This is a genomic window from Lysinibacter sp. HNR, from assembly GCF_029760935.1.
Taxonomy (GTDB): domain Bacteria; phylum Actinomycetota; class Actinomycetes; order Actinomycetales; family Microbacteriaceae; genus HNR.
Map to the genome: position 1 here is coordinate 1,036,295 of NZ_CP121684.1, position 26,003 is coordinate 1,062,297.

Below are 26,003 nucleotides of genomic sequence, written 5' to 3' on the forward strand. Positions count from 1 at the left end.
GTGCACGCCCCCTCTCGTTTGAGATTTTTTCTAGCTGAGTTCAACCTCGGTGCGGTTGCCGCTCCACAGGGTGTGGAATACTCCGGGGGCGTCTACCCGGCCGTAGGTGTGGGCTCCAAAGAAGTCACGCTGTCCCTGGATTAGAGCCGCGGGCAGGCGATCTGCGCGCAGCCCGTCGTAGTAGGCGAGCGAGGAGGAGAAGCCGGGGGAGGGGATACCCGCCTGTGCGGCTCCTGCAACCACGCGTCGCCAGGACTCCTGGGCGCGTGCGACGGCCTCTGTGAAGTAAGGCGCGGTGATGAGAGCGACCAAGCCGGGGTTCTCGCGGTAGGCCTCGGTGATGTGGTTGAGGAACTGGGCGCGAATGATGCAGCCGCCGCGCCAGATCATGGCGATATCACCCTTCCTGATGTCCCAGCCGTACTTTTCTGCCCCGGCTACGATCAGATCAAACCCTTGAGAGTAGGCAACGATTTTGGAGGCGTAGAGGGCGAGTCGAACGTCTTCAATAAAGGCTGCTTTATCCTCGATGTTCCAGGAATGCGCGGGTCCGGGCAGACCCACCGCGCGGGCTGCTGCTCGCTGCTCGGGGTGTGAAGAGAGACCGCGTGCAAAGACCGCTTCGGCAATACCAGACACGGGGATTCCCAGGTCGAGGGCTGCCTCTACGGTCCAGGTTCCGGTGCCTTTCTGCCCCGCGGCGTCCATCACGATATCAACAAAGGGCTTATCCGTTTTTGCGTCGACCTGCTTCAGTACCTCCGCCGTGATCTCGATGAGGTAGCTCTCGAGCTCACCGCGGTTCCACTCGGCAAAGACCTCACTGATCTCTGCGGGGGTAAGGCCGCCCGCGTTACGGAGAAGATCGTAGGCTTCGGCAATGAGCTGCATATCGGCGTACTCGATGCCGTTGTGAACCATCTTCACAAAGTGGCCGGCCCCGTCGGTTCCCACGTGGGTCACACAGGGCACGCCGTCAACAACGGCGGCTATCGACGAGAGGATGGGTCCGAGGGTTTTATATGACTCTACAGTGCCTCCGGGCATGATGCTGGGGCCGGTGAGCGCTCCCTCCTCGCCGCCTGAGATTCCTGCTCCTACAAAATGTATACCGCGAGCACTCACGGCTTTTTCGCGCCGGATGGTGTCGGTGAAGAGGGCGTTTCCTCCGTCAACGATAATGTCGCCCGGTTCGAAGAGTGAGGCTAGCTGGTCGATGACGGCGTCTGTTCCCGCGCCCGCCTGAACCATGATGATGGCGGTACGGGGCTTGCTGAGCGAGGCCACGAAGTCTTTGATTGTTTCACTCGCGACAAAGCCAGCTTCGGGGTGTTCCGTGGTGAGCGTTCGGGTGCGTTCGGGTGAGCGGTTATAGACCGCTACGGTATTGCCCTCGCGGCTGGCCAGGTTGCGGGCCAGGTTGCTGCCCATCACGGCGAGCCCTACAACGCCAATATTTGCTACTGCATGTGGCGAGTGGGTGGATGATTGGGTTGTGTCGGTTGACATTTTTTCTCCTTTAGATAATGGTTATGACAATTGTGTGGTTGGGATGCGCTCCATCATTTCATCGAGGGTGCGGCGCATCAGGCGTTGCATGGCGGCGGCAGATTCCTCGCCGTCGCCACTGGCTATGGCTTCGGCCACATCGAGGTGCTGTTGAAGTGCATCCTGGTGTGGCCGTGCGGACATGAGACCGTGGGTGGTGCGGCCCGTGAGGACCTCCTCGATGACCGCGTGTAGGTGTGAAAACATTTCGTTTTTGCTGAGGTTGAGGATAAAGCGATGGAATTCAATGTCGCGTTCGAGAAAGAGAGCGGTGTTGGCGGATTTACCGGCCGCCCACATTTCACCGGCGATGGACCGGATGGTGTCGGCGGATTCTGGTGTGATGTTTTCTGCAGCGAGCCTTGCGGCTTCGGGCTCTACAGCGGCGCGGAGCTGGGTGAGGGAGCGTAATTGATTGGCGCGATCGCTGCTCGCTAGGCGCCAACGAATGATCCGAGGCTCGTAAACATTCCAGTTGGTGCGGTGTTGTGGGGTGATGCCCACGCGCCGTTTTGATTCAACCAGGTTCATGGTCTGTAGGGCACGCAGACAATCACGCACCACGGAGCGCGAGACGCCGTATTGACGTTCGAGGGAATCGATGGTGAGAGTGTCTTCTGGAGTGAGATGACCGCTGATGATTGCTGACCCGAGTGAATCAAGTATCTTCTCATGAAGCTGACCCGTGTGGGTCGCTGTGGTTGAATGAGAGTGAGAAGAAGCCATGTAATAATCATACCTTTTAGATTTTATTATGCAATAAGTCATATCTTTATGGGCTGTTTATCCTGAGGGAAGCTGGAAAGGTGGGTATAGTGTCACGATCGATTGTGGTGATGGGGGTTTCGGGGAGTGGCAAGAGTGTTGTTGGTTTCCAGCTTGCGCGTCGGTTGAGAGCGGAGTTTGTTGATGCCGATGACCTGCATCCCCTTGCCAATAAGGAAAAAATGGCCGCTGGTATTCCCCTGGCTGATGCTGATCGCTGGCCCTGGCTTGATCAAGTAGCGAAGGTACTGGCGGATGCGGACGAAAAGCCCGTGGTTGTTGCCTGTTCCGCGCTCAGGCGTGTGTATCGTGATCGCTTGCGCGCGGGTGCGCCCGACATTATTTTTGTGCACCTGGATGGCACGCGTGAACTGATAGTGCAGCGCCTGGAGGGGCGTCATCACGAGTTTATGAACCCGTCGCTGATTGATTCTCAGATTGCAACGCTGGAGCCGCTTGAAGAGGATGAGGCGGGAGGTATTGTCTCGATTGGTCAGACGGTCATGGATGTTGCCGCTGACGCTTTTCTTGTGGTTGCCGCATCCGATCCTTCCGTTCGTGGCTAATCGCTGATCGATTGTTTTATTGTCTCGCTCCCGAAGGTATTGCCACCTCGGCCACTAACAGAGAACTGCCGCACCCCAAACCTATATAAGGGTCCGGGGTGCGGCAGTGCGAATAAGATGCTCTTAGCGACCGATCTCCTTGAGCCAGGTCTCAACGGTGCGCGGGGCAAGACCGATGAGGGTCTGTGCACTTCGCTCCTCGCTGATGACGGCTCCGGGGAGGGTGTCGAGGAAGTTGTACAGTGCGGTGACGCCCGCGGCGGCACCCTCGCCCAGGATGGGGATGAGTGCCTCGCCAAAGCCCTCGGGAGAGAATGCCGAGTACTCGATGGCGCGACCGTAGTGGTTGGAGAAGCCCGCAGCAAGCTCGGGTCCGGTGAGTCCAGGGAGGTGGCCTACGCCCACGATGCCCGTTACGTCGCTGCGCTCGAAGAGGGCAACAACGGCGTCAGCTACGTCGAGGTGTGATGACCAAGAGACCGGGAAATCACTGCGCAGAGGGTAGCGGAGGAGGCTGTCCTGAAGAACCGGCGGTAGCAGCAGGTTTTCAAAGAAGAGTTGCGGGGCAACAACCGCGTAGGAGAGGCCCGCGTTCTTTACTCCGCTGATAAGGTCGGAGTGGGGCGACTGATCCGGGTTGGAGCCGCTGGTCGAGATGATCACGCGGGCAGGCTTGGCCTGAGCGAGCGCGGCAACGATGTTTTTTGCGTAGGTGAGGCGTTCCTCGTCGCCGCCGAGTGGCAGGTGGATAAAGACGCCCTCGGCGCCGTTGTACACTGAGGCGAGTTGCTCAACCGAAGCGTAGTCTACCGAAGCAAACGAGGTGCCCTCGGGGACGCTCTTTGAGTTGCGTGCGACGGCTGTAACGGATTTGCCGGCCTTGAGAAGGGCGGCGATAACGGGGGCTCCTTGGGCGCCAGTTGCGCCGTGAATTATGTAAGTCATACTCCTATTAGTACAGCATATGCACCGGTTACTTCAACTGCACTAATGCTACACTTGCAGAGTGGCTACATATTTACCCGAGTGCGGTATCGCACGTTTCCTTGAACTCCTAAACGGTCCGTGGGCAACCCTCATCGTCCGTGAACTGCTGTCTGACGCTCCCCTTCGCTTTACAGAGCTGCGCAAAGCGCTCCCCGGCATCAGTCCGCACACCCTCACCAGTCGGCTCAGAAACTTTGAGCACTACGGCATAGTGACAAGAACCGTCTACCCAGAAATACCTCCCCGGGTTGAATATGAACTCACCGAGCGGGGGAAGGCCCTTCAGCCGGTTCTTGATGCCATGGCGGAGTGGTCCTTGACTATCTGCGATGTGGTAGAAGAGTCGGAACAGGATAGTGCAAAAGAAATCAATAAAATCGCTTAGGCGGCCTGCGGATTGCGGTAATAAGGCGGTTAGTGATGATACCGGGCAGATTTTACCTAGTGTGGATGGGCGTTGAGCGGGCACGAGAGAAAGGGGGGAGTGCGTCATCGTTCATCGCCCCTAGGGTGAGTAGCTTTTAGTTAAGATTGTTACTGGTGCTTACCTGGCGGTACCAGGAAAAGCTGGTCTTGGGAATCCTTTTTTGTGTTGCAAAGTCAACAAATATAAGACCGAATCGGTGACCGAACCCCGCGGTCCACTCAAGGTTGTCCATGAGTGACCAGGCAAAATACCCTTTTACCTGCGCCCCCTCGCGGATAGCCTCGTGAACGGCGACAAGGTGTTCTCGTATGAAGATGACCCGCTCGATATCGTTAATCTTTCCGTTGGGGTTGACATAGTCGGGGAGGGGGAGGCCGTTCTCCGTTACAAATAGGTTTATCTCTCCGTATTCACGGGTGATCTGGAGGAGGGAATCGGTAAGTCCGCTCGCATCGGGCGTCCAACCCGCCATTGTTCGTGTTTCTGACTTGGGCCGGACCTCTGTTGCGCCAATATCTTGCAGGTGGCGGAGGCGTAACCACTCGCCGGGAGGATCCACCTGCCTCACGAGATCGGTGTTGTTAATGCGCGAGAGGGAGGCGATGTGCCTCTTGAAGTAGTAGTTGATGCCGATAAAATCAACCGGTGTCCCGATTGTCGCCAGGTCTCCCGGCAGAATAACCTCATTCAGAGCTTCATAGCGGGAGGGATGATGAGCGTACTCGTTCGGGTAGGTGCCGCGCAGTACCGGACTTAAGACGGAACCGTTTGCGTGCGTGTGAACGGTATGGGCCGCGGCAATATCGTCGGGATGCTCGGTGGCGGGCTCTGTGGGGGCATATCCCGTGACGAGTCCTACACTCGCAGTTTTTGTATTCTTACGCACGGCGGCAACTCCGTGACCGTGCGCGAGGAGCATGTGGTGTAGGGCCTGTGCTCCCATGCGAGCGCTGCGGTGCCCGGGAGGAAACGTGCCCTCGCAGTAGCCCATCCATGACTCGTAATAGAGTTCGTTAACCGTCATCCAGAAGGGAACAGAGTCGCCAAACTCCCGGGTGAGGAGGTCTGCATAGTCGGCAAACCGCAGGGCAGTTTCTCGGGAGGACCAGCCGCCCGCAGCGCTAAATCGCTCGGGTAGGTCCATGTGATACATGGTGAGGGCCGGGGTGATGTTGCGTGTGTGTAGACCGTCTACGAGTCTTCGGTAGAAGTCGAGGCCCGTCTGATTGATTCGGTTGTTATCGGGGATTACTCGGGACCAGCTGACAGAAAATCGGTACGAACTTACACCAAGATCCGCCAGTAGGTCAAGATCCTGGTCGAGCCTGTGATAGTGGTCTGCGGCAATATCTCCGGTGTCTCCTCGATATCCCCGTGCCGCCAGGTAGGAGTCCCAGATGGAGGGGCTACGGCCGTCGGAGTGTGCGGCACCCTCAATCTGGTAGGCGGCGGTTGCCGCGCCCCATACAAACCCTTCTGGAAATGACAGTGTGCTCATGATGATTTCCTCTTAACGAAGCGGGGTTGAAGCCTGTGGCTGCGCGGGACGCTGTTTGCTCCCTGGATAAGGTCAATGAGGGTGCGAACGGAGGCCGCGCCGATCTCACCGAGGGGTTGCGCGAGTGTTGTGAGCGAGGGGTCTGTTGCTGTCGCAGCTACGTCATCGTCAAACCCCACCACTGACACGTCCCCGGGAACATCGAGGCCACCCTGGCGCAGGGAGCGTAGCGCGGAGAAGGAGATATAGTCGGCAAGGGCAAACACGCCGTCAAACCCTAGTCCCGTTTCGATTGCCCTGTTGATGGCGTGTGAGGTCTCTTGGGTGGGTGGGTAAGTTTCGTCGCTATACAGCACCATCGAGTTGAGACCGGCCGCTGCAAGGGTGTCACGGTATCCCGCGAGTCGCTCCTCAATAACCATTCCCTTCATACCGTGTGTTGGGGCGAGGGCGATAATCTTGGTGCGTCCTTGAGCGATGAGATGCTCTACAGCGGTTTTAGCGCCCGCATAGTTATCGTTGAGCCACACGTGAAATCCGGGATGTTCACGGGTGTCGTCGATCACGACCACCGGCTTCTTTGCTGCGCGTGTGCTCTCCTGCCAGCTATCATTCTCGGGTGTGACAATGACAAACCCGTCGACGGGAAGATCGTATACTCGCTCGAAGAGGTGTGTGAGCGGGCTGCTCGACGGAGGATTGTTTTTGCTGCTTGGTTCCACGGGGTTGAGGATCAGTGTGTAGCCCAGCTTGGCTGCCTCTGCGCTTGCTCCCTTAAGCAGGGGTTCCCACCACCCGATGATGCCGAGGGGTACAACAAAGCTGAGCGCTCGATTGTGTCCTGTTCGAAGAGCTCGTGCTACTGAGCTGACCGAATATCCCAGTTTCGTGGCTGTCTCCTGAACCGTGCGTTTTGTAGCTGGACTCACGTCGGGGTGGTTCCTGAGTGCCCTGCTCACGGTTGGTATCGATAACCCTGAGATTCGGGCGATGTCTGCCATAGTGGGCCGAGTACTACCCGTCTTGTTATTGAGCAACTATGCTCCTTTGCAATCGTTATCGCAATCGTTATCAGAATATCGTCAACAGTAGCTTTAGGTGTTGTCTTTGTCAACCGGAGAGTTCTAATTGGAGCCCATGCGTGTGGTTCCGGTTGGCGTGTTGCCGCGGGGAGGGGTCGATGCGGTAAAAAACTGCTTGACAATATCTTGCTATTAGGGGTAATGTGAGGCACATCGATATCTAGTAAGTAACATACTAAATAATCAGACAGCTGTGATGTAGCTCGATACAGAATGTGGGACTGAGCGTGAGCGATAGCGATAGCAACGATGTGACACACCGCAAGACCGGTGGGCGCTCTGTGCTTGAGCGGGCGCTATCGTCACAGAGCCGAAGCTTAACAGCTAACGACCACAGGGTTCTTAACGCGCTTATCAACAACGGGCCAATGGATCGTCCCGCGCTCGCGGCAGACGTGGGTATTTCTCGCCCGGCCATGCTTGACCTGGTTAAGCGATTAGTGTCAGAGGGGCTGATCCGCTCGGTCGGAGAATCCGAAACTGTCAGGCCTGGACCCAACTCTGTTCTTTACGCCGTCCGCCACGATTTGGCGATAACCGCGGGCATTGAGCTGCACCCTAGCTCCGCAGAGGCTCTTATCGCCTACTTTGACGGCACTGTTATTGGCCAGGCCTCAATTCGTGATGAGGGTTATAAAGAACCCGTTGAGCTTATTCGGCGGGTTCTTGAACTAGCCCTTGTTGATACACAACGTAGTATCGCGGACCTTTCGAGTGTTGTTATTGCGACCCCCGGCGTGGTGAGTCCCCATGGTGACATGAGCTTTGTGTGGGGGCAACCCGCGTGGAAAGAAGGACAGCTCGAGCGAATCGAGACGGCTCTTGGAGTGCCCATTCGTCTCGAAAACGATCTTAACCTGGCTGCCGTTGCGGAACATCGGCTCGGCGTAGCCCAGCAGATAGTGAACTTTGCCGTTATCAACTGTGGGGAGGGCATGGGGGCTTCCCTGATGCTCGGTTCAGAGCTTGTACGGGGTCTCAACGGAGCAGCGGGCGAGATCGGATATTTGCCCTCAATGGTAAGCCCTTTTACTGCCGCAGAAATTCCGCACGATAGCAAGACGGTTTCTCCGGACAAGGCCGCAGGATGCCCGCAAAATAGTAGCTACTCCGAGGATTTCCAAAGCTTCGCGGGAATATCAACGCTCACTATGCTGCTCCATGAGATGGGAGTTCCCCACGCCGACCCAGTGGAGTTTTTGGCCACCGAACAGAATTCGCCCGTGTATGAAAAGTTTGCGCAGGAGGTCGCTCGACGGATAGCCGTTGGTATCACCGCTGTGTGTGCAGTGGTTGATCCCGGGTTCATCGTTCTTACGGGTGTTATTGCGAGGGCCGGAGGCGACTCGTTGCTTCGCCTGCTGAGGTCTCACATGGCCAAGAACCTGCCGTTTCCCCCAGAGATTGTGCTGAGTGAGCTGCGAGAGCGTGCTGTCGTAAACGGTGCGCTTATTACTGCCCTAGACACGGTTCGTGCAGAGATTTTTGGTGTTGACCAAAAGTCTCCGCTACAAAAGCGTCGATCGTACCACCTCGGTGCGTGATTTTCCCCCTAAAAAGACGAGTTACGGCTCGCACAGCAAAGGAGCGGTGTATGTATACCAAACGTTTATTAGCCCTGGTTGGGATTCCGGCACTTGTCGTGAGTCTCAGCGGGTGTGGTATCGGCGGAGGCGGCGCAGACGACCAGAGCCGGGCGGGTAACTGTAACATCTCCGAGGAGGTCTCGTCATCGGAACCCCTTACCGGAGAGCCCACCGGGGAGATCACCTTCCAAACAACCTCGCTTAGGCAAGACTTTAGTGAATATTTTGAGGGCGTCATCGACGCTTTTGAAGCAGAATATCCCGGAACCACGGTGAACTGGCAGGATGACCCGGGAGACTCCTCCTTCACTCAGCGGCTGGTTTCAGACGCTCAGGCTTGTAAGCTTCCCGACGTTGTGAACCTCAACCAGGTCACTGCCTACGCTCTGCGCAAGGCAAACTTCCTCATGAACCTTGATCAGAAGGCTCCGGGATCGGGTGACAAGTTTGTTCAGAGCATTTGGGACTCTCTCCTCATGCCGGAGGACACCGATCACTACGTAATGCCCTGGTACTGGGGTCTGCTCTCGATTCAGACCTTCAACACCGATCTCATGCAAAAGGCAGGGCTTGACCCCAGCAACCCTCCGAGCACGATCATGGAACTCATCGCCGCGGCAAAAACCGTCGGTGAAAACTCCGGTGGAGAATTCTATGCGTTCCCCGCAAACCCGCACGATCGCCTTCCCAACGACTGGCAGCAGATGGACGCTCAAATCACCAACGAGGCTCAAACAGAGTTCACCTTTGCCTCGGATCCGAAGGTGCTTGCCTGGCTAGAGGGTCTGATCGACCTCTACGAATCAGGAGCGCTCCCCAAGGACACAATCTCCACAACCGAAGATGTTTCCACGCTTTACCAGGAGGGACGTATCGTCTGGGGCTCAAACAACGTGTCGGCTCTGCGCTACGTGCAGGAGGGGAACCCCCAGGTATACGAGACCTCCGATATTGCGCCGCTGCTTGATGCGCGAGGCACCTCCCTGCAAACAGGACAGCTCATCGGTGTTTCTTCAACCACTAAAAACCCGGTGGCGGCCGCAGCGTTTGCAAATTTCCTCCTGAGCGTCGAAAATCAGAGCGCCTTCATCTCCGACCCGCGTCTGCAGAACTTCCCCTCAACAACCGAGTCGTTTCAGATTCCCAAGCTCACCAACATCACGGGTACGGACGCTCTCGCCCGGGCAAACCGTCTGGCTGTTGAGCTTGCGCAGGAGGCGGAAAACTCCTTTCTTTACGCGTGGAGCGACGGTGTTCACACCACCGTTACCTCCGAGCTTCAGCGGGCCATGACCGGTGAGAAATCTGCCCAGCAGGCGCTTGACGATGCCCAGGCTGCTGCCAACGATATCCTCAAGCGGGCGGCACAGTAGACATGGCTTCTCAAGTACGAGGGCTGCACAGCGGTGCAGCCCTCTACCGAAAATGGTGGGTGCCCTATGTCTGGCTAGCCCCGGCGTTGGTGATGATCACAACGTTTGGAATATTTCCGTTTTTCAACACGCTTCTGCTCTCCTTCACCAACGCAAAACCGCTTGGTGGCGGCGGGAACTTCGTGGGATTTGAAAACTACTCGCGGCTGCTGAGCGACGCCTCGTTTTGGCAGGCAACACGAAACAGCGTAACGTATGCGGTAATCGCCGTTCCTCTTCTCGTCTTGCTGCCGCTCATACTCGCCTCAATTGTGCACAAGAAAATTCCCTTCATCGGATTTTTCCGGTCGGCGTTTTACACACCCGTTCTTGCATCGGTTGTTGCGGTCGGTCTTGTGTGGCAAAATCTGCTCAGCGAGCAGGGTCCGGTGAACACGGTTCTTAAAAATTTGAACGTCATATCCGAGGCGATCCCCTTTCTATCGAACAACACACTCATCCTCCTGAGCGCCATAGCGCTCACAGTGTGGAAGGGGCTCGGATGGTACATGATCTTTTACCTCGCCGCACTGGGTGGGGTCCCACAAACTCTGTACGAGGCGGCTCAGCTAGACGGGGCGGGACCGATCCGTCGATTTGTTTCGGTCACTATCCCGGGGGTGCGCCTGACCATGTTGCTGATTGGAATCATGTCGGGTATCGGCTCGTTGAGGGTATTTACCGAGATTTATATGCTCGGTGGAGCCACCGGCGGTCCGGGTGGTGGGGCACGCACGCTTCCGTTCTACATTAGGGATACCGCTCTGGACCCGATCACCGGAAACGCTGGTTACGGTGCCGCGGTGTCAATCGCTCTCTTTATCCTGACCGGCGCTCTAGCCTACGCAGCGCAACGCTTTGGAGGTGAGAAGGAATCATGAGGATACGCAATCGATACGGACGCCCGCGCGAGCTTATCGTGCGCTACGCGCTTCTCCTCGTGATTCTTAGCATCACGGTGGGACCCCTACTGTGGCAATTTTCATCGTCGCTCAAGGGAACCGGTGAGGCTATCTTTGGCTCGCAGGCCACCTTTCTTCCCACGAGCCCCACTATTGACGCCTACATCAAGGTTTTTCAATCCTTGCCCATCGGTATGTACATGCTTAACTCGCTCATCGTGTGCGTGCTGAGCATAACGTCGCAGGTTATTTTTCCCACCATGGCGGGCTACATGATGTCTCGAAAGGGCTGGCACGGACGTAAGTTTGTGTTTGCGATCCTCGTGATCTCAATGATGTTTTCGTTTGAGTCAATTATGGTTTCGCTGTTCATGATGACAAACTCTTTTGGGATCGTGGACACCCTGATCGGTGTGTGGCTCCCCAGCGCTATTTCCGCTGTGAACATCTTCATCATGAGGGCGGCATTTAGCGCGGTTCCCGATGAGGTTGAGGATGCGGCGGTGCTTGATGGGGCAAACGAGTGGCAACGGTTCTTTCGGGTGTATTTCCCGGCGGGGCTCGGAGCCCTCCTTGTTGTGGTGATCAACTCGTTTGTTTCGGCCTGGGATGACTTCCTGTGGCCCTTCATCGTGCTGCGCAGCGAGTCTAATTTCACTCTCACGCTGGGGCTGTCTCGGCTTGCGGAGTCATCACTCGGATTTGACGTTCGAATTGTGATGGCGGGTTCGATTATCGCAATTATTCCCGTTTTGATCGTGTTTATTATCTTGCAGCGCTGGTTCTATAAGGGCGTTGCACAAGGAGCAATCAAATGACAATTATTCATCCAACCCCACAGCAGCTAGAGTGGCAAAATCGCGGCATAGGTGTGTTTGTGCACTTTGGGTTGAACACCTATTTTGGTAAGGAGTGGAGTAACGGAACCCTGCCCGCTTCTGCGTTCAATCCGGTCGATTTTGATGCTGCTGAGTGGGTTCGGTCGATCCTTTCTTGGGGAGCAAACTACGTGGTGGTCACGGCAAAACACCACGATGGTTTTTGTCTGTGGCAAACCGACACCACTGACTACTCCGTGGCCAACTCGCCCTGGAAAGACGGACGGGGAGACATTATTGCGGAGGTTGCGGAGGAGTGTCACAAGCAGGGTCTCGGCCTCGGCCTCTATCTTTCTCCCTGGGACCGCAATACCCCGCTCTACTCGGACAACAAAGCCTACGATGATTTTTACATCGCTCAGCTCACCGAACTGTGTACCCGGTATGGTCCCCTCATGGAACTCTGGTTTGACGGGGCCGGTTCGGAGGGTCACGAGTACAACTGGCCCCGAATAATGAGCGTCATTGATGAGCATCAGCCTCACGCGATGGTCTTTAACATGGGCAAGCCAACTATTCGCTGGGCGGGTAACGAGAACGGTTTGGCCGAGGACCCGGTTGAGTACGTGGTTAACCACACCAAGATGAGCAACTACACCGTGGTGCTTTCTGAGTTCGCAGAAAACCTTTACTTGCCGCCGGAGTGTAATGTGTCGATTCGACGAGGCTGGTTTTGGCACCCCGACGACGCTCCTAAGACACTTGAGCATCTCTTGGGTGTGTACTATCGCTCCGTAGGACTCGGTTGTAATCTGCTCATTAACCTACCACCGATGCAAAACGGGCAGTTTGACCCGGCTGACACACAGCGTATGGATGAGTGGAGGGCCGAGCTAGATAGACGTTTTGCGCATCCACTGGTGGCCACAGTAACCGTTCAAGAGTCTCTGCCCGGTGATGCCCCCGGAACCACTCGGTGGGTCGCGCGGTTTCCCGAAGAGGTGCTGATAGACCATCTGCGGCTTGCCGAGTCCCTTGAACAGGGGCAGCGCATCGCTGAGCATCGCGTATACGCCAACAGTGCGTTGCTCTGTGCTGGGGGAAGCGTGGGGGTGAGTCGTCTGCAGGTCTTTGAAAGACAGAAGCTTCGTGAGCTCTCCATAGTTACGGCGGGGGAGAGTCCCCAGCTTGTCTCCGTGGAGGGCTTCTTGACGGGACACTCGGAACTTCCGAGCATCCCGGAGGACTACCAAGCTCCGACGGACTATCCAGTCGATTGAGGATGAGGTAGCTAAAATCTTCCGGAGCGCCTCTCTGGCACACTGTAGTGTGCATAGAAGTTAGGAGAGACTCGCCCCGGAAGATGCTGGCAGGTGTTCGGCGGGTTGTTGGCGGTACGCTGTCTCTCCAATCCTGCGAGGATGAGAGCATGAACGAATCACGTATCGTCCAGCTCCGCCAGGAGCGCGGCTGGACACAGGAAAAATTGGCCACCGAGAGTGGAGTTGGGGTTCGCACTGTGCAGCGGCTCGAATCGGGAAACGACGCGAGCCTTGAGACACCGTCGCTGATCGCCAAAGCGTTCAAGGTCACGGTCCGCGAGCTTTTTGTGACCATCGACAACACCTCTTTTAACGAGAGAGTCGAGTCGCTGGAGGCCCGCGCCAAAGTCCAACAGGTCGTACGGGATCGGACAAACGCGGCCTGGCGGTGGCTGTTTATCGGTGTGGGAATCGCGGTCAGCTTCGTGAGTTTTTCTCTCAGCGGCGCGTGGGGAGCGACCCTCTTTCTGATGTACTGGGCGGGCGGAACTCTGATCTTTCTCGCATTGCACCAACTCATTATTGAGCCACACCTCAACGAAAAATTTTCCTCTGTCCCAGAGTAAGAGAGCATTGCACGCTCCGGCGGGAGGTAGAGTCCTAGCCCGGGCGTGAGCCTGAGACAGTATCGATCATTCACTCGCGCTTGACCATTTGCTCCACCTGAGTTGACCGTTTTTTGGTGGTCTTGCCTATTTTGGCTCGGGGAATGGCTTGTTTACGCGAGAGTAGCAGCACGGTCGGGGCACTAAGGGGGGTGTCTGTACCCTGGTTTCATGGGTGAATACGTACGCCGTGTGAAAACCGGGTCAGGTGCGACCGCGGTGCAGATCGTGTCGAAAACGCGCGGGGTGCGCAGCATTATTGAACATATCGGTTCCGCGCACACTGATCTGGAACTCGAGTTCATGGTCCAGACCGCGAAAACTCGCATCAGGGAACGCGCTCAGGCTACCGGTCAGACAGAACTCCAGATCGATACCCCAGCCGATCCTGCCGGGCCGCGTATCACGATGCAGCACTCTTACTCGCGTGTGCTCTACGACACTCTCGTCAGCGTTTACGACCGGCTTGGTTTCACTGATGCTGTGAACGATCGGGTATTTCGTGACCTCGTGATCGCGCGTATCATCGAGCCCTCTTCCAAACTCGATACGATCCGTATCCTTGATAATCTCGGACTCAAAGCGCCCTCGTATAGTGGCATTCACCGGTCATTGAACCAGGCCGCGAAGGGCAACTATCGTGATAAGTTCTCTGCTGCCTGCGTCGCGTTCCGGGGGACTGAGCACCTCACGTTGGTGCTCTACGACGTCACCACACTGTTCTTCTACGTCGAGCAAGAGGATGAGTATCGCAAGCCTGGTCTCTCCAAAGAACGCAGGCTCGAACCCCAGATCGTGCTGGGGCTTCTCGTTGACGAACACGGGTTCCCGCTGCAGTTACATTCGTTCGAGGGGAACACAGCTGAAACGCTCACTCTCGTGCCCGTGCTCGACAGGTTTCGGGCGCAGCATCCCGAGGTGACGGTGAGTGTTGTGTGTGACGCAGGTATGCTCTCCGCAGCGAATCTTCTCGCGTTAGAGACGGCTGGTTACTCGTTCATTGTGGGGTCCCGGATCGCGAAGACTCCACCTGAGGTTACCGAGTATCAACACGATGGTTCTGAACTCTGTGACGGGCAGGTATTTGAGTGTCGACAGTGGTTTGGTCAAGGTGAAAGGCGGCGTGAACGGCGGGTGGTGTATCAGTACCGTGAGAAACGTGCCCGTCCGGATCTGCGTAATATCGAGAAACAACTCGAGAAAGCGAAAAAGGTCGTTGCCGGGACCACGCCTGTGAAAAAGAGTCGGTTCGTGAAGATCAGTGGCGCAGCCAAGAGCATTGATCAGGTTTTGGTGGAATCGGCTAGGCAGCGGGCGGGGATCAAGGGGTATGTCACGAATCTACCTGTCTTAACGGTGAGCGCGCTGAGGGTGATTGATGCATACCATCAGCTCTTCAATGTTGAGGCGTCATTTCGGATGGCGAAGACTGACCTCAAAGCCAGGCCGATCTATCACCGGCATCGGGAGAAGATCGAGGCGCATCTCACGGTTGTGTTCTGCGCGATCGCGGTCTCACGGCATATTCAAGAAGCAACCGGGGTATCGGTGAAGAAGTTCGTGCAGCAACTTGCCCGGGTACAAGACGGGGTGATCAGGATCGAGGGTGTGGAGCATATTGTTCCAGCCGCGATACCGGCAGAAGTACGTGAGCTATTGACCCGGCTCGGTGACTCGGGCGCGGGGCACTAAACCGGTCAACTCAGGTACTAGCCCGGGCGTGAGCCTGAGACAGTATCGATCATTCACTCGCGCTTGACCATTTGCTCCATCGTCAGTGCGTGCTACGCAAGCGCACGATAAAGAATCCGTGAGGGAGCGGATAACCAATTCAACGAGCGGGCCACTTCATGACGAGTTTCGAGGTGACCCGCTCGAAGTCTTTTGAGCGGTGAGGTCGCGATTATTTCTTGCTGGCAGGATTGCTGTAGCGCAGGGTCACAATTTGGAACGGACGAAGCCGCAGTACCTGTGTGTTGCTGTTATCCGTATCCCCATTACCCACGATAGTTCCACCGCCGGTGTCTTGAACGAGTGCGTCTGCCGGGAGAGGGCGTTCGAGGAGATCCGTTTCGACAACGCCGTTTGTCACAAAGTGGCTTGTGATTGTGGTCTCGACCGAAGCACCAGATGCCTCATAGAGTCGAACGACGAGGTCGCCAGATTGATCGTCCGCAAGCTTTATTGCCTCGACGATTACTCGGTCATCAGAAACAGTGACGAGTGGGTCAACGGGAGAGCTACCCTCAATCACACGCTGCGGGAGGTTGAGTTCATAGCCCGCCTGCGCCGCACCGATGACATCGACTCCCGGAACGATCGAGAACGAGAGTGTGTGGGTGCCCTGGTCGGTGTGTGGGTCAGGGAACTGGGGAGCTCTCATCAGGGAGAGGCGTACCGTTGTGGTTGTACGTCCCGTTGCGTCGGAACTGCGTGCGATGTCGTGACCGTAGGTGGAGTCATTGGCAATGGCAACCCCGTAACCGGGTTCCGCTACCTGTACCCAGCGGTGGGCGCAGATCTCAAACTTTGCGGCGTCCCACGAGGTGTTGGAGTGCGTTGGGCGGAAAACGTGTCCGTATTGAACCTCTGAAGCACTGCGGTCGGCGTGAACGTTGAGGGGGAACTCAGCCTTGAGCAGTTTTTCTGTCTCGTGCCAATCGACTGTGGTGCGTATATCAACCCGGGAGGAATCGTAGCGCAGGGTGATCACCTGCTCGACCGTCGAAGACCCGAATGAGCGACGTACACGTATCTCATCCGGGGAAATCTTTTCGAGGGAGTCAACCGACACAAGCTCTGTGACCGTGTTTCGGTAGAAATGCTCAATATCCCAGGCATCCCACATATTGGGAAAATCCTGGTGTAGATGTAGTACGTTTGCCGGACGATCGCTAGCAAGAACTTCCCTATTGTGACGGTGATCGCGGATTCGTGTGATTAAGCCTCGCCCGTCGATTTCCACGGAGAGTTGTGGGTTTTCTAAGAGAAATCCATCTCCGTGGGGTCGGACCGTGTCCTGCGCGGGAGAGGTATTGTCACGGAGAACTGCGCCGAGCGCTGGAACTCCGGCACGTTGGTGGGGCGCCGCATTGAATACTATAGTCTGGCCACCGGAGGGAGGGCCCGCCAGAGTTTGCTGGGCTTCTGTGATGAGGTTGAGGAGTTCAGCGGCAATTTTTTCGTAGGATTCTGCGGCTTCGCGGTGCACCCACGCTATGGAGGTCCCGGGCAAGATATCGTGAAACTGCAGCAGCAATACTTCTTTCCAGATCCGATCCAGGGTCTCGTAGGGGTAGGGAAAACCCCGTTGAATCGCTGCGGTGGAGCACCACAGCTCGGTTTCTCGAAGAAGGTGCTCGCTGCGGCGATTACCCTGCTTATTTTTTAGCTGGGAGGTGTAAACCCCGCGGTGATACTCAAGGTAGAGTTCTCCGCTCCAGGTGGGGGCAGCAGGATTTTCGTTTTCTGCCGCACTAAAGAAATCGTTGGGGGACTCTATGACTACCCGAGGAGATCCCTCAAGGTTGGCGGTGCGTTTAGCTCGTGCAAGCATCTCTCTGGTGGGGCCACCTCCGCCATCGCCCCATCCAAAGGGTGCGAGCGATCTGGTGCCGAGCCCTTTGTCACGATAATTACGGGTGGCGTGTGCGAGCTGTTCGCCGCTGAGTTCTGCGTTGTATGTGTCGATGGGAGGAAAGTGAGTGAAGATGCGGGTACCGTCGATACCTTCCCACCAGAAGGTGTGGTGGGGAAACTTATTGGTTTGGCTCCAAGAGATTTTCTGGGTGAGGAACCATCGCGACCCGCTGAGCTTAATAAGCTGGGGAAGTGCCGCAGAGTAGCCAAAGGAGTCGGGTAGCCAGACGGTTTCTGTCTCGATGCCGAATGTTTCTCTCAGGTAGTTCTTTCCGTAGGTAAATTGCCGTGCGAGGGCCTCGCTCCCCGGCATGTTTGTGTCTGACTCGACCCACATACCGCCCACCGGAATGAAGCGTCCTTCCTCAGCGTGCTTGCGAACGCGAGCAAACACATCCGGTCGATGGTTTTCCAGCCAAGCCAATTGCTGCGACTGCGACATGGCAAAGCGGAATTCTGGGTATTGGTCAAGCAGATTAACCACGTTGGAGGTGGTGCGGCCTACCTTACGCACCGTCTCGCGGATTGGCCATAACCAGGCGGAGTCGATGTGGGCATGACCAATCGCGCTTATCGTATGGGCGCTCTCGGAAGCTTTGCGGCCTAGAACCTCTATCAGTTCGGCGCGGGCTGCGGGAGCTGAATTATTGACATCCTGCAGGTCGATCCTGTCGAGGCTCCGTTCAATCGCGCGAAGGATCTCGTATTTTCGAGGATCGCCTTCAGAGAGTTCGGCGCTGAGCTGCCCTAGAACCTCAAGGTCGTTTCTGAGTTCCCACAGTTCCTGATCATAAAGGTTAATATCGGCGCGTTCGATCCGATAGAGGGGTTGAGTTCCCGCCGTAAATTTTTCACCGAGCGGGGTGGCAATCATCAGACCGTCGAGTCTTTGTAGCAGGGGGTTTGCCGCGGCTTCAACATACACCTCAAAGGCTCCACCGGGTGCGGTCTCAGCGTTGACGGGGATCCACTGGTTGCGCGGATTAAGCCCCTTTACTACGTTTCCACCCGGAAGATAAACAAGCCCTTCCGCGTGAAACCCTGGAGTATGGTCGCTAAAGCCCGGATTAAAAATTACCTCAAGCGGTTTGTCCCGATGCTCCGGGGGAATCGTGCCGGTGAGTCTGAACCAGGTTGTGCCCCATGCTGGTCCCCATGCGTCTCCCACTGCTATGGGCTGGTAGTTTTGACGAAGAGCGATGTCCGGCTCTACAGGTTCTCCCTGGCCACCCTCAACATGCCAGGCTGTGAGAGTGAGATCTGTGATCGGTCGGTGAATATCAGCCACGAGACGCTCGCGTAGCGCGCGGAAAAGGCGATCTTTAATAAAACGAGAATCATCGTGCATGATGGGATGCTCCTAGGTGACTGCGAGTCAGAATATGTGGTGGTTCAGGGGAGGACTGTTGTCTCGGTGCTGCTGCGCTGTACCTCACTCGGGAGAACAAGCGTCTTGATTCCGCGCGTCTCAAGGATATCTGAGTCGTGAGACTGTGATGTGAGCACCACCGCGGGGCGTTCGCCCTCCATTGCGAGTGTCATCCACGCGTTGAAGAATTCTCCGCCGGGAGCACACACGGAGCGATTGGGTGCGGTCGCCTCGTCTCCGACATCAAGAACCAGCGCTGTCGAGCGGGGAGCGGGACGAGTATACGAGTCGCGTGCGGTTGCTGCCGCCCGGGCAAACGCCTGACCCTGGGGTTTGATCGAGCGCGCGTTATCGAGCAACCCTAGAGAGTATTCCAGCGAGGGGAAGTCCGCGAGCGCGGTGCTCACATCGTGCGAACACCACCAGGTGACGCCCCAGAGATTATCGCAGTCGAGGGCGTGATTAATTGCCTCTTCGGTAAAACGTGCTGCCTGATCAGACTCAATGAAGGGGGCTGGTGCTCCTACTTCTTGTAACCAGACGGGGCGAGCGGGGTCGACCGCCCATCCCCGGGAAAGCTCTATAAGGTATTCGGCCAGTCGGGCGGACTGTTCGCTTGTGCCACCGTATTTTTGGGCGGTCCCGTTAAACACCCATGAGTGTACCGTTGTCATCGACCCGACCCGTGCCGCCAGGGCAGGGGTAAAAGAGTGGTTATTATCGAACCAGGCTGCGTCATACTCTGAGTGCTGGTGCTCTCGTCCCGGTGCACCAGTTTCGCACGCGGTCAGCACGGTGCGCAGCCAGTGCTCGGCCTCATCAATGCTCAGTGCGCTTACGTCGGGATGTGCGCTGGAGGCAAACTGGCTGAACTCATTGCCGAGGCTCATACCTAAGAAGTTGGGACGGTCGTCAAGAGCTCCTGCGAGTTTGGTCAGGTATTCCGCCTGTCCCGAAAGAACCCGATCATCGGTAAAAAGATTGGCTTTGTGCCAGGTAGACACCCACGACGGGAGAAAATCAAAGCTGGAGAGATGTCCCTGAAGGCCGTCAACACTTACGTCAAGATTTCGTTCGGCGGCGGCATCCACAACAGAGCGGATGTCTGTGAGGGCTTGAGGACGGATGAGAGTGCGGTTGGGTTGCACAAGCGGCCACAGGGCAAAAATACGAATGTGGTCGGCACCGACCTCGACGATGCTGTCGAGATCCTTTTTGACATCATCAATATTGAAGTCAAGCCAGTGATGAAACCAACCAACGCTGGGGGTGTAGTTAACGCCAAATCGAGGGGCGGGAAAGGAATCAGTCTGGGTGTTGTGTGACTGCGGGGCCATCTGAAGAAACTCCTCGTGAAGCGTCGATGATTCGTATGTGTTTGTGTGGGGGGAATGAAATCGTGAGACACATCATGATCAGCTTTAACTTAAGCGATTTAGTTGATATGTTGGACAATACATTAGGCGGTTTCGTTCCGTCTGTCAAACACGTCTCACGCGGGTTATGATCCTCGTAAACCAAACCGTTATTTTTGTGACATGCTCTCCGTGCGTACCGAAGGATTTTCATGACCGAGCGATTTGTTCTTGACCCCGAAACTATGCGTGTGTGGGAGGTAGCTGCGCGTCGTATTACTCACGCGACGGGTGATAAGAGCCTGGGGGAGCGCTTTATCGCTGCGATGACCGACACGCTACTCAAGACCATGACACTACGCAGCGATGGCACGGTTTTTGTTATTACCGGTGATATTCCCGCTATGTGGTTGCGTGATTCTTCGGCGCAGCTGCGTCCTTTCCTGCCCTTTATCCGTCAGAGCGCGCAGCTGCGCACGATGGTGAAAGGGGTTATTCGTCAGCAATTTGACAGCATGCTTCGTGACCCCTATGCAAACGCCTTTAACGATGGGCCAACGGGTGCTGCTTACGACGAGGACGACCTCTCAGGCAATCCCTGGATTTGGGAGCGCAAATATGAGATTGACTCTCTTGCTCTTCCCGTGCAGTTGTTGCACAGTGTGTGGCGCATCACCGGAGAAAATGACCTCTTTAGCGGAGCAGTTTATCGGGCATTTGAGTTGATTATTGAAACATGGCGGCGTGAACAAAACCATAGTCAAAGCTCGGATTATAGGTTTTACCGGGCAAAAGCTCCCGCGCTAGATACCCTCTCGCACGGTGGCCAGGGATCACCTGTAGCGGTGACGGGTATGACCTGGAGCGGTTTTCGTCCGAGCGATGATTCCTGCACGTACGGTTATAACATCCCAGCCCAGCTGGCAGCCGTTCGCGCCCTCGGGGAAATCTCACACATGCTCAGAGAGGTTTTTCGTGACGCTGAGACGGCTGATCGTGCGGACAAACTGCGTGAGGAAATCTGGGAGGGAGTTCGTAATCACGGCATTCTTACTCGGGAGGGTGGGGGGTTGCCCGTATTTGCCTATGAGGTAGACGGCTTGGGGAACGCGTTATTCATGGACGACGCTAACATGCCCAGCCTGCTCTCTCTTCCACTGCTCTCAAACGTTTCTTATCGGGATGAAACATACCTTGCGACTCGAGAGTTTGTTTTGAGCGCAGAAAATCCTTTTTATTTTACCGGTCGGTATGCCTCGGGCGTGGGAAGTCCGCACACGCCCGAGGGGTATATTTGGCATATTGCACTTGCCGTGGAAGCCCTGACAACACCGGATAGAAAACGAATGCGCGAGCTCATTGCGGTGATGTGCAAGACCGACGGTGGAACCGGCGTTATGCACGAGGGCTTTGACCCTGACGATCCCACCGCGTTTACTCGTCCTTGGTTTTCCTGGGCTAATTCGATGTTTTGTGAGGTTCTTCTCGCCTATTCGGGGCATCCCCATGTAGGGTTGGGTCGATAAGAAATAGCACGGTATGTATAGTTTAGAGTTGTTATTTTTTGCTCGTATAGAATTGGGCGAAAAATGAGCAGTTTTTGTCGTGATTTTGCATCCAGGCTGAATGGGCTGTGTGGTTAGAAAACAGCAGCGACAACTAGATCGGTGATGTTCGAAGTTATTGCAAGGAGTTGAAAGCTATCGTAGAGACACGCCCCACTATCGTAGATATCGCCCGACGCGCGGGAGTTTCCCCGGGAGCCGTGTCCTTTGCACTTAACGGTAAGCCTGGAGTGAGCGAGCAGACTCGTGCACGCATCATCGAAATCGCCCAAGAACTTCGATGGGAACCAAACAGGGCCGCACTATCTCTAGGCGGGGCTCCGGTTGGCTCAATGGGGCTTGTGATTGCCCGGCCGGCACGGATTGTTGGTGCGGAATCTTTTTTTGCGCAGCTTATCGCGGGGCTTCAATCGGCGCTTTCTCAGCACGGGACAACTTTGCAATTGCTTATTGTGGAAAGCATTGAGGCTGAGGCTGAGATATATCGTGCGTGGTGGCAGCAACAACGTGTTGACGGAGTGTTTGTCATTGATGTCCAGGCAGATGATCCGCGCATCACCGTTCTTGAGGCCCTGGGGCTACCCGCGGTCATCGCGGGAGAGCCTCTAAAACCCGGAAACATTCCCACCGTCTCTGCCGATGACGAGGAGGCCATGTTGACGCTGGTGGATTATCTATGTGAATTGGGCCACAGAAGAATAGCTCACGTGTCCGGGTTCCAGCAGTTTTTGCATACCCAGCGTCGGATGAAGGCACTGCAAGACTCTGTACAGCGCAGGGGGTTGCTCTGGGCCCAGTCATTTTCCACGGACTTTTCCGATTCTCAGGGGGCGCTGATTACTCGGCAACTCATGACACAGGAGACCCCTCGCCCCACCGCTATTATTTACGATAGTGATGTGATGGCTGTCGCCGGGCTTGGTGTTGCTGGAGAAATGGGTGTTGTTGTTCCGGGTGAACTGTCTATCGTTTCCTTTGAGGATTCGGCCCTCAATCGACTCACTCACCCGGCGATGACAGCGTTGAGTCGGGACTCCTTTGAGCTGGGAGAACTTTTGGCAAACACCCTTGTGAGCGTGGTTGAGGGTACGCTACAAAACCCGCGTGTACCTGCAACAATGCCGGTTTTATCAGTGCGAGGCAGTAGTGGTGCTGCCCCCAAATAACCTGGAAGGTTTGCACTAGGAAAAGCCGCGAGAGACGACATGTTTAGGGAAGAAGAGGACCGAGTGCAAGCATGAGGCAGAGCGCGAGAACTATCACGAGAGAGAACCGGAACATCTTACGAGCCCAGGAGTTATCATCCGTTGCGCGAATCCCCAGTATCCCGAGCCAGATCCAGTATGCGCCGAGCAACCCCATGACGATTGTGTATACAACCCCAACGTACCCAAAGACAGGAAGAAGCAGGGTTGATACGACAAACGCAATGGTGTAAATCAGTATCTGGTTTTTTGTGTTTTTGATTCCGCGAACGACAGAGATGACGGGAACACCCGCGCGAGCATACTCATCGTGACGATAGATTGCGATTGAATAAAACTCAGGCATTTGCCAGAGAAAGATCATGAGGAATACGAGGATTGCTCCCGCGTCGATACTTCCGGTTACCGCAACATAGCCGGCCAGTATTGGTGCGGCACCCGATATGCTTCCCACGAGGGTGCCGTGGATTGAGAGACGTTTGGAGAGCATCCCGTAGAGCACAACATAGACCACATACCCGCCCACTCCAACAGTGACCACCAGCCAATTAGTCCAAGCCATCAGTATGCTGAGGCCCGATAGCCCAAGAATGATGCAAAAGAGTGCGGCGTTACGTGCGCTTATAGCCCCGCTGACGGTAACGCGTTTTTTCGTGCGTTCCATAACACTGTCGATATCGCGGTCAAGTATGTTGTTGAGCACGCAGGCTGAGGCAATAACCAGGGTCGTTCCTATAGAGAGCGCAAGAAAGAGGAGAGGGTTAAAATGCCCAGCGCTTGCCAGGAGGAAGCCCGCAGCCGCGGTCAGCACGTTTCCGTAGAGAACTCCGGGTTTAGTAAGTGAGTAGTAGCGTGTCGCTTTATCGCGAAAGGTGGACCCGGTGGCGCGGGAAGCGAGTGCGCCGTCTGTTCCGTCTTTGTCGGTGGTGATAGGCGCTCCGTGTGAGGGCATACGAAAAGAACTCCGTCCAGGGTGAGAAAGCAGCTTCCAGGATATCGTTTATAGAGGCATCGGGGTGACCTGACGACCTTGTGCTGTGGCAAATACCTGTGAGAAGAGGCTCCTCAAGGTGGTTGTGTCTCCCGTTGCCTCGTCGAGGGGGAGTCCATCTAGGGGGCGTCTGAGGTGAGGGTGTAGGCAGCCTGCGGATTACCCGCGCTGGTGAAAGAGAGTGAGTAGCCCCAGCGTTCCATTTGAGGGAGAAGCAGAGGTGACCATAGGTGGTTCTAGACAGGTATTTCAGCCACTTCTATCACGTAGTTGCGAGTGTTTTTATAGCCAAATATGTTTGAGCCTCCCGAGTTGATCTCGTATTCCCCTGTTTCCGTTGGTACGCCGGAGAGCATTCCCGTCTGCGGGTTCAATTCCATCCAATCCGTTAGGATTTCGGTGATTGATAACGATGCTTCAGGCGAGCTTTGGGTGGTAACGACCTGGATATACGATGTATTCGTAACTACCTACGGCAAGTGTGTCACGTGTGATTTCAGCTGATGTGGTAAATGTGAATGTGCGGGACAGTCCGAGCGTATCGTCAGTACTCAGAATTGGTAGGGTTTCCGTCGGCGGTGGGCAGCATGATTGTGCCCTGGTCTCCAAAACGTGTGCGCACCTGCGTTTGCTATTACAATCGAGAGCACACTGTTTTGGTCAGGTGGGAGACTCCCCGGATATGCTTGAACGATTCGTTCGTTCGTGTTGTCCGCAACGTATACGACGGTGCTTCCTCCTGCGTCCTCCCCCCCGTGGTTATGACTGATGGCGAGAACGCTGGAAAATTTCGGTTTGACAGAGCAGCCGGGGTGAGACGTGCGTTTGTCTTGGCATCAATAATGATGAAGGGCTGTGATTGAGTATTGCCCATATATAACGAGGCCGCTCGACTCGGTGGTGACATCTTGGGTAATCGCTACACTGCTGTTGACAGCGACGTTAGAAAATGTTGAGACAACTCGTCTCGCAGCGAGGTCAATAATCTTGACCCTGTTGCTGCTTGCCTTATCAATCATGAGCACACGCCGTCGTGCCCGATCGGGAGCGTAAAGGATGTCGTCCCCTGGTCCCGGTGTGGGGTCGGGTTCATAGGTTGCTGCTGAATAGTGACGGCCGGTTACTCCGGTCGGTGCAATATCGAGTGTGAGGTCGGTTACTGTTGCCGAAGGTCGTTGAACAGATAGAATTCCTGCGTTTTCCGATGCCGTAACAAATGAGACGCTCTTGGCCGAGTGTGGATCGTGGGTCAAATTTTTACTGTCGCTGGGTCTCTGTTTGTTGAGGGGGCTGCAAAGTGGGCGGATGTTGTGGTCGCGATATCGATACTGTGTATATTGCTTGAGGAATGGAGTACAAATAGATAGCCTGATGCAGCTGTTGCGTCGGGTTCTCCGACCATAACAGTGTGCCCTTCCGTGGAGGGTAGTATCTTCACCATAAGGGTTTCTTTGGCGGTTGCCTCGTCAAATCCGATGATCTTTTGCTCCTGAGTGTTCTGTTGCTCCAGGAACGTAGACTACGTTTTCGATGGGAATTGTTTGAGGGAATGGTGGTAACCTAGGTTCCTGCGGTGACATTCAGAGAACTGATCTGGTAGGCACCAAACACGTCTCAGTCGACGTAGAGGTGCCCGGAATATGTGTAGATCCTAGTGATAGCGCTAGGGAAGATAAGCTCATAAAATTCCGATCCAAGAGTTTTGGGTCGTTGGAGCGTTGAGTTGCTGACCGCTCAGAAGCTTGGTCTGCTAGCTGAAGGTTCTTGAGCTTTGTTCGCTCGGATCGCGGCTCTGTGTTATTGCTTGGGCAAGTGTTAGTGTCGATGCAGGCAGAGCTGGGAGTAAAGCCCTGGCGGTTCCAATTCTCACCATTACTTTGCATAGTGAGAGATGCGTCTTAGTCTTTTTCGTGACGTTTGTATTAAAAATAGCAAATCTACATGCCTCTTTATTTTCTATTTCCTGAGCTGTCTTGTGATAGAGGGCATCCTTGAGTAATATCCCGCCTTGAAAGCCGCTGCTTTGCGGCGAAGTATGAGTGACTCTGTCGGGCGCGCGCAGAGGATGCTTTCCACAGGCAATTGGATTCAAGAATCCAACGGATTGCGATATCAGAAAATTTTTGGAAAAAATATATGAAATATGGGTCGAATCATATATCAAGAGTGCGTATGATTTTTAAGATTATAGGGGCTTCAGAATACTTTGTGTTGGTAAATGAAGAATCTAGGATGGCGCAGAGTAGATTGAATGAGCATAAAGATTTTTAGTGCATTTGTGTCTTGAAATAATAAAGCTCCCGGGCGTCATGAATAAAGTTTCATTTAGCATATATAACATATTGTTTAACATGCTTTCGT

The 26,003-nt window shown here is 55.3% G+C and carries 20 protein-coding genes; 11 read left to right on the plus strand and 9 right to left on the minus strand.

Translation table 11 applies throughout. The features are described 5' to 3' along the window. Nucleotides 1-30: 30 nt before the first annotated feature. Both gndA and FrondiHNR_RS04480 read right to left on the minus strand, forming a co-directional pair. Entirely contained in the window at nt 31-1,509 is a 1,479-nt protein-coding gene (gene gndA / locus FrondiHNR_RS04475; protein WP_279354049.1) for an NADP-dependent phosphogluconate dehydrogenase, read from the minus strand. Nucleotides 1,510-1,530: 21 nt separating this feature from the next. Beyond that, complete coding sequence (locus FrondiHNR_RS04480; RefSeq protein ID WP_279354050.1) at nt 1,531-2,274, minus strand: FCD domain-containing protein; 744 nt, start codon at nt 2,272-2,274, stop codon at nt 1,531-1,533. Between the two features lie 89 nt (nt 2,275-2,363). On the opposite strand from FrondiHNR_RS04480, the gene FrondiHNR_RS04485 reads away from it, so the two are divergent. Then, a complete protein-coding gene (locus FrondiHNR_RS04485; RefSeq protein ID WP_279354051.1) occupies nt 2,364-2,879 on the plus strand; it encodes a gluconokinase in 516 nt (171 codons plus the stop codon). Nucleotides 2,880-3,002: 123 nt separating this feature from the next. Here the strand turns inward: FrondiHNR_RS04485 and FrondiHNR_RS04490 are convergent, their stop codons facing one another. Beyond that, on the minus strand, nt 3,003-3,824 hold the full coding sequence (locus FrondiHNR_RS04490) for an NmrA family NAD(P)-binding protein (protein ID WP_279354052.1): 822 nt from the start codon (nt 3,822-3,824) through the stop codon (nt 3,003-3,005). Between the two features lie 61 nt (nt 3,825-3,885). On the opposite strand from FrondiHNR_RS04490, the gene FrondiHNR_RS04495 reads away from it, so the two are divergent. Beyond that, nucleotides 3,886-4,251 (plus strand): helix-turn-helix domain-containing protein, encoded by a 366-nt coding sequence (locus tag FrondiHNR_RS04495; RefSeq protein WP_279354053.1) that lies wholly within the window; start codon nt 3,886-3,888, stop codon nt 4,249-4,251. A 136-nt stretch (nt 4,252-4,387) separates the two neighbouring features. Here FrondiHNR_RS04495 and FrondiHNR_RS04500 read toward each other — a convergent pair whose 3' ends face one another. Together FrondiHNR_RS04500 and FrondiHNR_RS04505 are read right to left on the minus strand one after the other, a co-directional pair. Next, nucleotides 4,388-5,791 carry a family 1 glycosylhydrolase gene (locus FrondiHNR_RS04500; protein WP_279354054.1) on the minus strand — a complete coding sequence of 468 codons (1,404 nt, stop codon included), beginning with the start codon at nt 5,789-5,791 and terminating at the stop codon, nt 4,388-4,390. After that, nucleotides 5,788-6,828, minus strand: a complete 1,041-nt coding sequence (locus FrondiHNR_RS04505; protein ID WP_279354055.1) for a LacI family DNA-binding transcriptional regulator — start codon at nt 6,826-6,828, stop codon at nt 5,788-5,790. The genes FrondiHNR_RS04500 and FrondiHNR_RS04505 overlap by 4 nt, the downstream gene beginning before the upstream one ends. Nucleotides 6,829-7,100: 272 nt before the next feature. Here FrondiHNR_RS04505 and FrondiHNR_RS04510 point away from each other — a divergent pair, with 272 nt between their 5' ends. From FrondiHNR_RS04510 to FrondiHNR_RS04540, 7 genes are all read left to right on the plus strand, one after another. Next, nucleotides 7,101-8,417 (plus strand): ROK family transcriptional regulator, encoded by a 1,317-nt coding sequence (locus FrondiHNR_RS04510; protein WP_279354056.1) that lies wholly within the window; start codon nt 7,101-7,103, stop codon nt 8,415-8,417. Between the two features lie 50 nt (nt 8,418-8,467). Beyond that, entirely contained in the window at nt 8,468-9,832 is a 1,365-nt protein-coding gene (locus tag FrondiHNR_RS04515; RefSeq protein WP_279354057.1) for an extracellular solute-binding protein, read from the plus strand. 2 nt (nt 9,833-9,834) lie between these two features. After that, nucleotides 9,835-10,752, plus strand: a complete 918-nt coding sequence (locus tag FrondiHNR_RS04520; protein ID WP_279354058.1) for a sugar ABC transporter permease — start codon at nt 9,835-9,837, stop codon at nt 10,750-10,752. Continuing rightward, entirely contained in the window at nt 10,749-11,591 is an 843-nt protein-coding gene (locus FrondiHNR_RS04525; protein ID WP_279354059.1) for a carbohydrate ABC transporter permease, read from the plus strand. Before FrondiHNR_RS04520 ends, FrondiHNR_RS04525 begins: the two co-directional genes overlap by 4 nt. After that, the gene (locus FrondiHNR_RS04530) at nt 11,588-12,871 is read left to right on the plus strand and encodes an alpha-L-fucosidase (RefSeq protein ID WP_279354060.1); all 1,284 of its coding nucleotides are present in this window, start codon (nt 11,588-11,590) and stop codon (nt 12,869-12,871) included. Before FrondiHNR_RS04525 ends, FrondiHNR_RS04530 begins: the two co-directional genes overlap by 4 nt. Nucleotides 12,872-13,020: 149 nt before the next feature. Beyond that, nucleotides 13,021-13,479: a helix-turn-helix transcriptional regulator gene (locus FrondiHNR_RS04535; RefSeq protein ID WP_279354061.1), complete on the plus strand. Its 459-nt coding sequence runs from the start codon at nt 13,021-13,023 to the stop codon at nt 13,477-13,479. A 210-nt stretch (nt 13,480-13,689) separates the two neighbouring features. Continuing rightward, complete coding sequence (locus tag FrondiHNR_RS04540; RefSeq protein ID WP_279354062.1) at nt 13,690-15,210, plus strand: IS1634 family transposase; 1,521 nt, start codon at nt 13,690-13,692, stop codon at nt 15,208-15,210. A gap of 211 nt (nt 15,211-15,421) precedes the next feature. On the opposite strand, the gene FrondiHNR_RS04545 is transcribed toward FrondiHNR_RS04540, so the two are convergent. Beyond that, a complete protein-coding gene (locus tag FrondiHNR_RS04545) occupies nt 15,422-18,505 on the minus strand; it encodes a glycoside hydrolase family 38 C-terminal domain-containing protein (RefSeq protein ID WP_279354063.1) in 3,084 nt (1,027 codons plus the stop codon). Between the two features lie 44 nt (nt 18,506-18,549). Further along, the gene (locus FrondiHNR_RS04550; protein ID WP_279354064.1) at nt 18,550-19,863 is read right to left on the minus strand and encodes a glycosyl hydrolase; all 1,314 of its coding nucleotides are present in this window, start codon (nt 19,861-19,863) and stop codon (nt 18,550-18,552) included. 230 nt (nt 19,864-20,093) lie between these two features. Here FrondiHNR_RS04550 and FrondiHNR_RS04555 point away from each other — a divergent pair, with 230 nt between their 5' ends. Together FrondiHNR_RS04555 and FrondiHNR_RS04560 are read left to right on the plus strand one after the other, a co-directional pair. Beyond that, nucleotides 20,094-21,407: a glycoside hydrolase family 125 protein gene (locus tag FrondiHNR_RS04555; RefSeq protein ID WP_279354065.1), complete on the plus strand. Its 1,314-nt coding sequence runs from the start codon at nt 20,094-20,096 to the stop codon at nt 21,405-21,407. 167 nt (nt 21,408-21,574) lie between these two features. Continuing rightward, nucleotides 21,575-22,612 carry a LacI family DNA-binding transcriptional regulator gene (locus FrondiHNR_RS04560; RefSeq protein ID WP_279354066.1) on the plus strand — a complete coding sequence of 346 codons (1,038 nt, stop codon included), beginning with the start codon at nt 21,575-21,577 and terminating at the stop codon, nt 22,610-22,612. A gap of 43 nt (nt 22,613-22,655) precedes the next feature. Here the strand turns inward: FrondiHNR_RS04560 and cyoE are convergent, their stop codons facing one another. After that, entirely contained in the window at nt 22,656-23,603 is a 948-nt protein-coding gene (gene cyoE, locus FrondiHNR_RS04565; protein WP_279354067.1) for a heme o synthase, read from the minus strand. Between the two features lie 875 nt (nt 23,604-24,478). Beyond that, the gene (locus FrondiHNR_RS04570) at nt 24,479-24,895 is read right to left on the minus strand and encodes a hypothetical protein (RefSeq protein ID WP_279354068.1); all 417 of its coding nucleotides are present in this window, start codon (nt 24,893-24,895) and stop codon (nt 24,479-24,481) included. Nucleotides 24,896-26,003: the final 1,108 nt, after the last annotated feature.

Excerpts from the sequence above, each read along its gene's own strand:
- gndA (WP_279354049.1), bottom strand. The coding sequence starts at position 1,509 with ATGTCAACCGACACAACCCAATCATCCACCCACTCGCCACATGCAGTA.
- FrondiHNR_RS04480 (WP_279354050.1), bottom strand. The coding sequence starts at position 2,274 with ATGGCTTCTTCTCACTCTCATTCAACCACAGCGACCCACACGGGTCAG.
- FrondiHNR_RS04490 (WP_279354052.1), bottom strand. The coding sequence starts at position 3,824 with ATGACTTACATAATTCACGGCGCAACTGGCGCCCAAGGAGCCCCCGTT.
- FrondiHNR_RS04500 (WP_279354054.1), bottom strand. The coding sequence starts at position 5,791 with ATGAGCACACTGTCATTTCCAGAAGGGTTTGTATGGGGCGCGGCAACC.
- FrondiHNR_RS04515 (WP_279354057.1), top strand. The coding sequence starts at position 8,468 with ATGTATACCAAACGTTTATTAGCCCTGGTTGGGATTCCGGCACTTGTC.
- FrondiHNR_RS04520 (WP_279354058.1), top strand. The coding sequence starts at position 9,835 with ATGGCTTCTCAAGTACGAGGGCTGCACAGCGGTGCAGCCCTCTACCGA.
- FrondiHNR_RS04525 (WP_279354059.1), top strand. The coding sequence starts at position 10,749 with ATGAGGATACGCAATCGATACGGACGCCCGCGCGAGCTTATCGTGCGC.
- FrondiHNR_RS04530 (WP_279354060.1), top strand. The coding sequence starts at position 11,588 with ATGACAATTATTCATCCAACCCCACAGCAGCTAGAGTGGCAAAATCGC.
- FrondiHNR_RS04535 (WP_279354061.1), top strand. The coding sequence starts at position 13,021 with ATGAACGAATCACGTATCGTCCAGCTCCGCCAGGAGCGCGGCTGGACA.
- FrondiHNR_RS04540 (WP_279354062.1), top strand. The coding sequence starts at position 13,690 with ATGGGTGAATACGTACGCCGTGTGAAAACCGGGTCAGGTGCGACCGCG.
- FrondiHNR_RS04545 (WP_279354063.1), bottom strand. The coding sequence starts at position 18,505 with ATGCACGATGATTCTCGTTTTATTAAAGATCGCCTTTTCCGCGCGCTA.
- FrondiHNR_RS04550 (WP_279354064.1), bottom strand. The coding sequence starts at position 19,863 with ATGGCCCCGCAGTCACACAACACCCAGACTGATTCCTTTCCCGCCCCT.
- FrondiHNR_RS04555 (WP_279354065.1), top strand. The coding sequence starts at position 20,094 with ATGACCGAGCGATTTGTTCTTGACCCCGAAACTATGCGTGTGTGGGAG.
- cyoE (WP_279354067.1), bottom strand. The coding sequence starts at position 23,603 with ATGCCCTCACACGGAGCGCCTATCACCACCGACAAAGACGGAACAGAC.